Source organism: Mesorhizobium sp. M7A.F.Ca.US.007.01.2.1 (genome assembly GCF_003998165.1).
GTDB classification, from domain to species: domain Bacteria; phylum Pseudomonadota; class Alphaproteobacteria; order Rhizobiales; family Rhizobiaceae; genus Mesorhizobium; species Mesorhizobium ciceri.
Map to the genome: position 1 here is coordinate 1 of NZ_RZQP01000227.1, position 9811 is coordinate 9811.

Below are 9811 nucleotides of genomic sequence, written 5' to 3' on the forward strand. Positions count from 1 at the left end.
CCTGCCGCCGATGACGAGGCTTTTTCGCTGACGCCGCTCTGGCATGTCGCGGGCAAGGGAAAAGCCTTTGTCGATTACCAGCACGATGTCACCGCTTCCGACATCGAGCTGGCGCAGCGCGAGGGTTTTGAATCGGTCGAGCATCTGAAGCGCTACACCACGCTCGGCATGGCGACCGACCAGGGCAAGACCTCCAACGTCGCCGGCCTCGCCATCATGGCGGCGGTAACAGGCAAATCCATTCCCGAGACTGGCACGACCATCTATCGCCCGCCTTACGTGCCCGTCGCCATCGGCGCCTTTGCCGGACACAATCGCGATGAGACTTTTCATGCAACGCGGCTGACGCCGTCGCATCACTGGGCGGTGGAACAAGGTGCTGTCTTCGTCGACACCGGTCTTTGGAAACGGGCGCAGTGGTACCCCCGCGCGGGCGAGAAGGACTGGCTGGAATCGGTGACGCGCGAGGTCAAGGCGGTGCGCTCAGGCGTCGGATTCTGCGATGTCTCGACGCTCGGCAAGATCGACGTGCACGGTCCGGATGCCGGCGCCTTCCTCGACCGCGTCTACATCAACACCTTTTCCAGTCTTGCAGTGGGCAAGGCGCGCTACGGTCTGATGCTGCGCGAGGACGGCATTGTCTATGACGACGGCACCACGTCGCGGCTGGCCGAAGACCACTATTTTCTCACCACCACCACGGCCAAGGCCGGTCTGGTGATGCAGCATCTCGAATTCTGCCGCCAGGTGCTGTTCCCGGAGCTCGACGTGCAGCTCACTTCCGTCTCCGACCAGTGGGCGCAGTTCTCGATCGCCGGACCGAGCGCGCGGGAGTTGCTGAAACAGATCGTTGATGAGTCCGAGGACCTTTCGAACGAAGGCTTTCCGTTCATGGGCGCGCGCGAAGTGACATTGCGCGGCGGCCTCAAGGCGCGGCTGTTCCGCATCTCGTTTTCCGGCGAAATGGCCTTCGAGATCTCGGTACCAGCACGCTTCGGCGATGCGATGGCACGCAATCTGATGCTGGCCGGCGCGCCATTCGGCGTGACGCCTTACGGCACCGAGGCGCTCGGCGTCATGCGCGTCGAAAAGGGCCACATCGCCGGACCGGAACTGAGCGGCACGACGACAGCGGCCGATCTTGGTCTGGGCAAGATGATGTCGACCAAGAAAGACTATATCGGCCGCGTCATGGCCGGACGCGAGGCGCTGGTAGCCCCGGATCGCCAGGTCGTCGTCGGCATCAAGCCGACGGACGAGACACGCCGGTTGCGCTCCGGCGCACACATCATCCCGAAGGGGCAGACGCCCGGCCCGGGCAACGACCAGGGCTATGTCACCTCGGTCTGCTTCTCGCCGACGTTGGATCAGTGGATCGGGCTCGCGCTTGTCGAACGCGGCCGCGAACGCATCGGCGAGATCGTGCACGCGCATGATCCATTGCGCGGCGAAGACTATGACGTCGAACTCTGCAATCCCGTCTTCTACGACCCGGATGGAGGGCGCCAGCGTGGTTGAGTTTTCCTGGGTTTCTCGCAGCCCACTCGAGCATGCGCTTGTCGCCGGTACAGATGGCGCACGCGGTATCGAGGCCGGCATCTCGCTGACCGAGATCCGCAATTTTGATCTGATCCAGGTGATGGCGCGGCGCGGCCAGGCGGCCGAGCTGGGACAAGCCGCCAAGGCTCGGTTTGGTGTTGCTGTCCCTGATGCGCCCAAGGCGGTGCGGACTTCGGACGCAACGCTGATCTGGTCGGGACCGGACCAGTTCTTCGTGCTGTCGAAGGGCGGCAAGCACACGATGCAGACGCTGGAGCCCGCATTGTCCGGCTCGCTGTCGGACCAGTCGCATGCGCGGGTTCTGGTCAGCATCTCCGGCGCCAAGGCGCGGACAATGCTGGCGAAACTGTCGTCGATCGATTTGCATCCCGATGCGTTTCCGGTTGGCGCCGCCGCCGCGACGTCGATGGATCACACCAGCGTCACGCTCTGGCGCGACAGTGATCGGACGGATGGGCAGGCGGTGTTCAACGTTCTGATGTTTGCGACGTTTGCCGAGAGCCTTTGGCATACGATGCTGGATTCGGGCGCGGAGTACGGCGTCGACATCAACCATACAGAGAGACCGGCTTAGCCTTGGCTCGTCTTCCCTTCTCCCACAACAAGGGGAGAAGGCAAAGCGCGCCACCTCCGCCTTGCCAAACCCAACCGCACTGCTATTCTTGCTGCTAAAATAATTTCACGCACAGGCAAACTTGTTTCTCGAACCGCAAGGCTGAGATGAGCCAGTCGCCCTACCCCACAATTGCTGCCGGACCGCCCAAGCCTAGCCTCATCCTGAGGCCCGGCCAGATCGCGCTGCCGCCGGGCATGGAGCGTTATACGATCCAGGGCAACGGCGCGGTGCTGATCGACATCGAGGCCGGCGACGCGATCACCGTGCGCAATGTCGAAGGCGGCCAGGCCTGCGAACTTCTGGCCTGGGACAGGACCGGCGCGACCGATCCCGGCATTTTTGGTGAAGCATCGAACAGCAACGCTGCCGGCATCAAAGCGCTGCTCATAGAGGGCGACGACAGTCTCGCATCCCTGCGGAGCGGGCTCGCCCGCCGGCAGGTGCAGCTTGACCACGCCAAGGCGGTGCGGGTGTTCGGCGTCACGACACCGGCCGGCACCGAGCAGGCTTTCACCGTCGCACGCGATGGTGCGGTGCTGATTGCCGCCCCCGGCGGGCCGATGCTGGTCGATGGTCATGACACGGCGACACCGCTGACCGTCTTCGTTCGCCGCGCCACGATCCGCCCGGCGGCGAAATCGGTATTGGCTGATCCGCTTGCCGACCCGGTGCTCGATTTGCGCGTCCATTCGGCGACCGCGGAGGCCTATTTCGTTAGGGCTGGCGACTATCTGCAGATCATCGATGTCGACGGGCGCCAATGCACCGATTTCCAGTGCTTTTCGGCGCGCAAGCTGGACAGGGGACAGGATCATCCGCTCGACGTGACGACGACGCGCACGCTCATGGGTGCGAGCTACCCGATGCCCGGCCTGCATTCCAAATACTATGACCAGGACATGGAGCCGCTGGTCGAGGTGGTGCAGGACACATGCGGCCGGCACGACGCCTTCGCGCTCGCCTGCGCCGCCAAATATTACGACGACATCGGCTATCCCGGACACACCAACTGTTCGGAGAATTTCAACGGCGCTCTGGCCGGCAAGGGCGTCAATCCCCGCGCGGGCTGGATGGCGATCAACTTCTTCTTCAACACGGCGATCGACGCGCATGGCGTCATGGTGTCCGACGAGCCGTGGTCGCGGGCGGGCGACTATGTGCTGCTCAGGGCGCTCACCGACATCGTTTGCGTTTCCTCCGCCTGCCCCGACGACACGACGCCGGCCAATGGCTGGAACCCGACCGACATCCATGTGCGGACCTATTCCGGCCAGCACAAATTCTCGCGAGCGATCGCCAGACGCATGACGCCCGATTCGGAACCGAAAATGACCCGCGAGACCGCTTTTCATTCGAGCTTTGCCAAGCACACCCGCAACTTTCAGGAGTACAAGGGCTATTGGCTCGCCAATTCCTTCGCCAAGGACGGGCCGATCGCCGAATACTGGGCCTGCCGCCAAGGCGCGGTGATCATGGACCTGTCGCCGCTGCGCAAGTTCGAGGTCACCGGCCCGGATTCCGAAGCGCTGCTGCAATACACGCTAACCCGCGACGTCAAGAAGCTTGGCGTTGGCCAGGTGGTCTATTCGGCCATGTGCTACGAGCATGGCGGCATGATTGATGACGGCACCCTGCTGCGGCTGGGCAAGGACAATTTCCGCTGGGTCGGCGGCGACGATCTGTCTGGCGAGTGGCTGCGCGAGACGGCGACAAAACTCGGCCTCAATGTCCTTGTGCGTTCCTCCACCGACCAGATGCACAATGTCGCCGTGCAGGGACCAAAGAGCCGCGACATCCTCAGGGAGGTGATCTGGACCTCGCCGCTGCAGCCGTCGATCGACGAACTCGATTGGTTCCGCTTCGCCGTCGCCCGCATTGGTGGCGGCAACGGCATTCCGGTCGTCGTCTCGCGCACCGGCTATACCGGCGAGCTCGGCTACGAGATCTGGTGCCATCCGCGCGACGCCGAAAAAGTCTTCGACGCCATCTGGGAAGCCGGCCAGCCTCACGGGCTGAAGCCGATGGGACTGCAGGCGCTGGACATGGTGCGCATCGAGGCCGGGCTGATCTTCGCCGGCTACGAATTCTCCGACCAGACCGATCCCTTCGAGGCCGGCATCGGCTTCACCGTGCCGCTGAAGAGCAAGACCGACGATTTCGTCGGCCGCGAGGCGCTGATCCGCCGCAAGGAGCACCCGCAGACGAAGCTGGTCGGTCTCGACATCGACGCCAATGTCGACGTCGGCCATGGCGATTGCGTGCATGTCGGCCGTGCCCAGATCGGCGTGGTCACGTCAGGCATGCGCTCGCCGGTGCTGAACAAGACCATCGCGCTGGCCAGGCTCGATGTCACCCATTCGGCTGTCGGTACCGAGGTCGAGATCGGCAAGCTCGACGGCCATGCCAAGCGGCTGCCGGCGCGAGTCGTCGCCTTCGCCCACTACGATCCGCAAAAGACCAAACCGCGTTCCTGACGGCCCTTCCCTCCCAAGACAGTGAGGCCGTGCTGCAGTTCGTGATAGGAATTTTTTCTTGACCTGCTGAGGGCAGCTATGCTACATATTCGTCCATGGTGCTGATTTGCGCCGCGACCCGCCTCCGGCGGGTTTTTCGCTTCCTGACCCTTGGTCCTTTTCCGAACAATCCCACCGCGGCAGTGTGAAGCCGACATGTTTCGCAAGCGTGATGTGCACGGCGCGACAAATCGCTTGACCTGAAAGCGCGCCGGATCAATCTTCACTGTTAAGAAAAAAATGCGACTGAGTGGAAACACCGACAGCCGCCCAAAGCATGCGTCGATGATGAAGCCTCGCGAAGTCGCGGCCGTCACGAACGGGGAACATCAAAATGGGGAACAAAGACATATGAGCACGATAACGACTGTCCTGGAGCCGCTTGCCGAAGGCAAGTTGCACCGAAATATCGACTGGCGCGGCGCCTTCTGGGTGGCGAGCGGCGTGCCGGCCCTGGTCCTGTTCTCGATCGGCGGCATTGCCGGCACGACCGGCACGCTGGCCTTCGCGATCTGGATCTTCTCCATGATCATGGGCTTCCTGCAATCCTTCACCTATGCCGAAATCGCCGGCCTGTTTCCGAACAAGTCGGGCGGCGCGTCGATCTACGGCGCCACCGCCTGGCTGCGCTATTCCAAGTTCATCGCGCCGCTGTCTGTCTGGTGCAACTGGTTCGCCTGGTCGCCGGTGCTGTCGCTCGGCTGCTCGATCGCCGCCGCGGTCACCGCTGTGATGGCGTCGGCGGCGACGCCGGCAATCCGCAACTGGACGCTTTACAGCCACACGCTGGGACCGGTCTCGTTCACCTTCAACGCGACCTTCTTCATCGGCGCAGTGCTGATGCTGATCATCTTTGCGATCCAGCATCGCGGCATTCTCGGCACCGCCAATGTGCAGAAATATATCGGCCTCTTGGTCATCGTCCCGATGCTGATCGTCGGCGTGGTGCCGATCGTCACCGGCCAGATCAACTGGGCGAATTTTTCGCCGCTGGTGCCGCTGGCCGCAGCCTACGCGCCCGAGCCCGGTGCCTGGAACATCGCCGGCTGGACGCTGGTGCTTGGTGGTATGTTCATCGCCGCCTGGTCGACCTACGGCTTCGAGACCGCCGTCTGCTACACATCCGAGTTCAAGAACCCTGGCACCGACACGTTCAAGGCGATTTTCTATTCCGGCCTTCTGTGCATGCTGCTGTTCATCCTGGTGCCGTTCACCTTCCAGGGCGTGCTTGGCCTCAACGGTATGCTGGCGACGCCGATCGTCGACGGCTCCGGGGTCGCCGACGCGCTGGCCGGCATGGTCGGCGGCGGCGCGCTAGTCCACAGCCTGTTGGTGATGCTGATGATCCTGGCGCTGGTGCTGTGCATCATGACGGCCATGGCCGGCTCTTCGCGTACGCTCTACCAGGGCTCGGTCGATGGCTGGCTGCCGCGCTATCTCAGCCATGTCAACGAACATGGTGCGCCGACACGGGCAATGTGGACCGATCTCGTCTTCAACCTGATCGTGCTGGCCATCGCCTCGGCCGACGCGACGAGCTTCTTCTTCATCCTCGCCGTGTCGAATTGCGGTTACATCATCTTCAACTTCCTCAACCTCAACGCCGGCTGGATCCACCGCATCGACAACGGCCATATCGCACGGCCCTGGAAGGCGCCGAGCTGGCTGCTCGGGATCGGGGCGATCTTCGCCTATGTCAACGCGATCTTCATGGGCGCCGGTGCCAAGGTATGGAACCCGATGGCGCTGTGGGCCGGCCTGATCACGGCAGCGCTGATCATCCCGGTGTTCTGCTTCCGACACTACATTCAGGACAAGGGCAAGTTCCCCGACCACATGCTGGCCGATCTCGGCATGACGGGGGCCGACCTCTCGGTCAAAAAGGCGGGCATGCTGCCCTATCTGACGCTGGTCGCCGGCGTGGTGGTGATGCTGCTCGCCAACTGGTTCTTCGTCATCTGACCTCATAAAAATAAAAAGGATCGGGCGCGCTTCGGCCCGCCCGATCCTTTTCGACTGGCGCGATCGATCTATTCGGCGGCCAGCGCCAGTTGCGGCTTTTCGGCTTCCTGGCTCAGTTCCAGATCGTCCGTCCGTCCCTCCGCCCCGCGCTTCTTCGGCTCCCGGCCGAAGAACAGGGCGTAACCGGCCGGCAGGACCAGGATGGTCAGCACCGTGGCAACCAGGATGCCGCCCATCATGGCGTAGGCGAGCGGACCCCAGAAGACGCCGCGCGAGATCGGGATCAGCGCCAGCACCGCCGTCAGCGCCGTCAGCGTGATCGGCCGGAAACGGCGAACGGCCGAACCGATGATGGCCTCGTAGCGGTCCATGCCCGCGGCGATGTCCTGGTCGATCTGGTCGACCAGGATAATCGAGTTGCGCATGATGATGCCGAGCAGCGCGATGACGCCGAGAATGGCGACGAAGCCGAACGGCGCACCGCTGATCAGGAGTGCCGCGGCAGCACCGATAATGCCAAGCGGACCGGTCGCCAGCACCAGCATCGCCTTGCCGAAGTTCTGCAGCTGGATCATCAAAAGCACGACAATGACGGCCAGCATGATCGGTGCCTTGGCGGCGATCGAAGCCTGGCTTTCCGCCGAATCCTCCGCACCGCCCTGGATTTCGATCTTGTAACCGGGCGCCAGACCCGCACGCAGGTCCTTCATGTCGTTGTACATCTTGGTGACGACGTCGTTGGACTGCACGCCGTCGGGCAAGGTGGCGCGCACGCTGATGGTCGGCAGGCGGTCGCGGCGCCATTCGATGCCTTGCTCCTGCACCGGCACCACCTTGGCCACCTGCGACAGCGGCACGAAACCGCCGAAGTCGGTCGGGATATAGACCGAGTCGACCGAGGACAGCAGGCTGCGGCTGGCATTCGGCTCGCGGGCGACGATGGACACCGTCTCCTCGCCGTCGCGGAAGTCGTCGAGCGGCGCGCCGGACATCGTCGCCTGCAGCATCTGGCGGATGCGCTGCGAGGTGACGCCGAGTGCGCGGGCACGATCCTGGTCGATGACCAGCTTCATCGCCGGAACCGGCTCCAGCCAGTCATCATGCACGGCGCCAAGCAGCGGATCTTCACGGAACTTCGCCTTCACCTGGTCGGCGATGCGGCGCACCTCCTGGCGATCCGGCCCCATGACGCGCATCTGCACCGGCCAGCCGGTCGGCGGACCGAGGAACAGACGATCGACCTTGGCACGGATGGACGGGAAGTCTTGCGCCAGAACGGTGCGCAACTTGACGATCAGACGCTCGCGAGCCGGTTCGTCATTGGCCATGACGAGCAACTGGGCAAAGTTGGGGTTGCTCAGCTGCTGGTCGAGCGGCAGGAAGAAGCGCGGCGCGCCCTCGCCGATATAGGTGGCGATGAAACGCTTGTCCTTGTCGTTCATCATCTTGGTCTCGAGCGCCTTGGCCTGCGCCTCGACTTCCTTGATGCTGGTGCCTTCCGGCAGCCAAAGGTCGACGAGGATTTCCGGCCGCGACGATTGCGGGAAGAAGTTCTGCGGAATGAACTGGAAAGCCCACAGGCTGGTGCCGAAGGTGACCAGCGTCATCACCAGGACGATGATGCGATGGCGCACGGCCCAGCTGACGGTGGCACGAAGCCGGCGGTAGAAACGCGTGTCGAAGACATCGTGATGGCTGCCGGCATGCTTGCGCTGCTTGAGGATCATGTTGCCGAGCCATGGCGTGAAATAGACCGCGACGAACCAGGAGACGATCAGCGCGATGCCGACGACATAGAACAGCGTGCGGACATATTCGCCGGCGGTCGAGGCCGCGAAGCCGACCGGAATAAAGCCGGCCGTGGTGATCAGCGTGCCGGTCAGCATCGGGAAGGCGGTCGAGGAATAGGCGAAGCTCGCCGCCTCGACCTTGACCATTCCCTCCTCCAGCTTGCGCTCCATCATCTCGACGACGATCATCGCGTCGTCGACCAGAAGACCGAGCGCGATGATCAGCGCGCCGAGCGAGATGCGCTGCAGGTCGATGCCGAGCTCGTACATGATGGCGAAGGTCGCGGCCAGCACCAGCGGGATGGCGATGGCGATGACCAGGCCGGAACGCCAACCGATCGACAGGAACGAGACCACGAGCACGATCAGCAACGCTTCGCCAAGCGCATGCATGAACTCCGCCACCGCATCGGTGACGACGCCCGGCTGGTCGGAGATCTGGTCGACCGCAACGCCGTAGGGCAGCGCCTCTTCGAAGCGCTTGTAGGTGGCCTCGACATCCTTGCCGACATCGGTAACCTTGAAGCCCTTGGCCATGACGACGCCCAACTGCACGCTGTCGTGACCGTTGAAGCGGTACTTTCGCTGGAACGGATCCTGCAACCCCGAACTCACCGTGGCGATGTCGCCCAGCCTCGTGACCTGACCGCCGGCGCGCAGGCGCAGGTTCCTGATATCCTCGACCTTGCCGACATCGCCCTCGACGGAAATGCGCACCGAGTTGGTGCCGGTATCGACGGAGCCGGCCGGGTCGACATTGTTCTGTCCCTTGATCGCATTCTGCAGATCGGTCAGCGTCAGGCCGCGTTCGGCCAGGGCCTTGGACGAGACGTCGATATAGAGCTTTTCAGGCTGGTCGCCGATGATGACGGCCTTCTCGACGCCGGGCGTCGTCAAAAGCATGTCGCGCGCCTGGATGGCGAACTTCTTCAGCTCGGGATAGCTGAAGCCATCGCCGCTGATCGAATGCAGGGTGATGAAGGTGTCGCCGAATTCATCGTTGAAATAGGGGCCGAGCAGACCTTGTGGCAAGTCACCGGCAATGTCACCGACCTTCTTGCGCACCTGGTAGAACGCGTCGGTCACCTCGGCGGTGTTGGTGTCGCCCTTGATCTGCACGGTGATGATGGCGCTGCCGGCGCGGGTGAAGGAGCGCACGAAATCGAGATGCGGCGTCTCCTGCAGCTTGCGTTCGATCTTGTTGACGACCTGGTCTTCCATCTCCTGGATCGAGGAGCCCGGCCAGATCGCCTGGACGACCATGACCCGGAAGGTGAAATCGGGATCTTCCTTCTGGCCCATGCGCATCAGGCCGAGCGCGCCGGAAATGATGATCAGGCCGAACAGGAACCGCGCAATGGCGGGATGGC

General features: G+C 63.2%; 5 protein-coding genes. 4 read left to right on the forward strand and 1 reads right to left on the reverse strand.

The genetic code is table 11. The annotated features are described in order from the left end of the window. The 4 genes from EN949_RS28475 to EN949_RS28490 form a co-directional block, all read left to right on the forward strand. On the forward strand, window positions 1–1518 hold a 1518-nt coding region (locus tag EN949_RS28475; RefSeq protein ID WP_281039795.1), incomplete at its 5' end, for a glycine cleavage T C-terminal barrel domain-containing protein. Further along, on the forward strand, window positions 1511–2134 hold the full coding sequence (locus EN949_RS28480) for a sarcosine oxidase subunit gamma (RefSeq protein WP_127365494.1): 624 nt from the start codon (window positions 1511–1513) through the stop codon (window positions 2132–2134). The genes EN949_RS28475 and EN949_RS28480, both read left to right, overlap by 8 nt. Window positions 2135–2280: 146 nt before the next feature. Further along, window positions 2281–4650, forward strand: a complete 2370-nt coding sequence (locus EN949_RS28485) for an aminomethyltransferase family protein (protein ID WP_127365493.1) — start codon at window positions 2281–2283, stop codon at window positions 4648–4650. A gap of 390 nt (window positions 4651–5040) precedes the next feature. Further along, window positions 5041–6651, forward strand: a complete 1611-nt coding sequence (locus EN949_RS28490) for an APC family permease (RefSeq protein ID WP_127371852.1) — start codon at window positions 5041–5043, stop codon at window positions 6649–6651. A gap of 68 nt (window positions 6652–6719) precedes the next feature. On the opposite strand, the gene EN949_RS28495 is transcribed toward EN949_RS28490, so the two are convergent. Further along, window positions 6720–9811 (reverse strand): efflux RND transporter permease subunit (locus tag EN949_RS28495; RefSeq protein WP_164782565.1); only part of this gene is annotated, 3092 nt, incomplete at its 5' end.

Coding starts and splice junctions, on each gene's coding strand:
- EN949_RS28485 (WP_127365493.1), top strand. CDS start 2,281: ATGAGCCAGTCGCCCTACCCCACAATTGCTGCCGGACCGCCCAAGCCT.
- EN949_RS28490 (WP_127371852.1), top strand. CDS start 5,041: ATGAGCACGATAACGACTGTCCTGGAGCCGCTTGCCGAAGGCAAGTTG.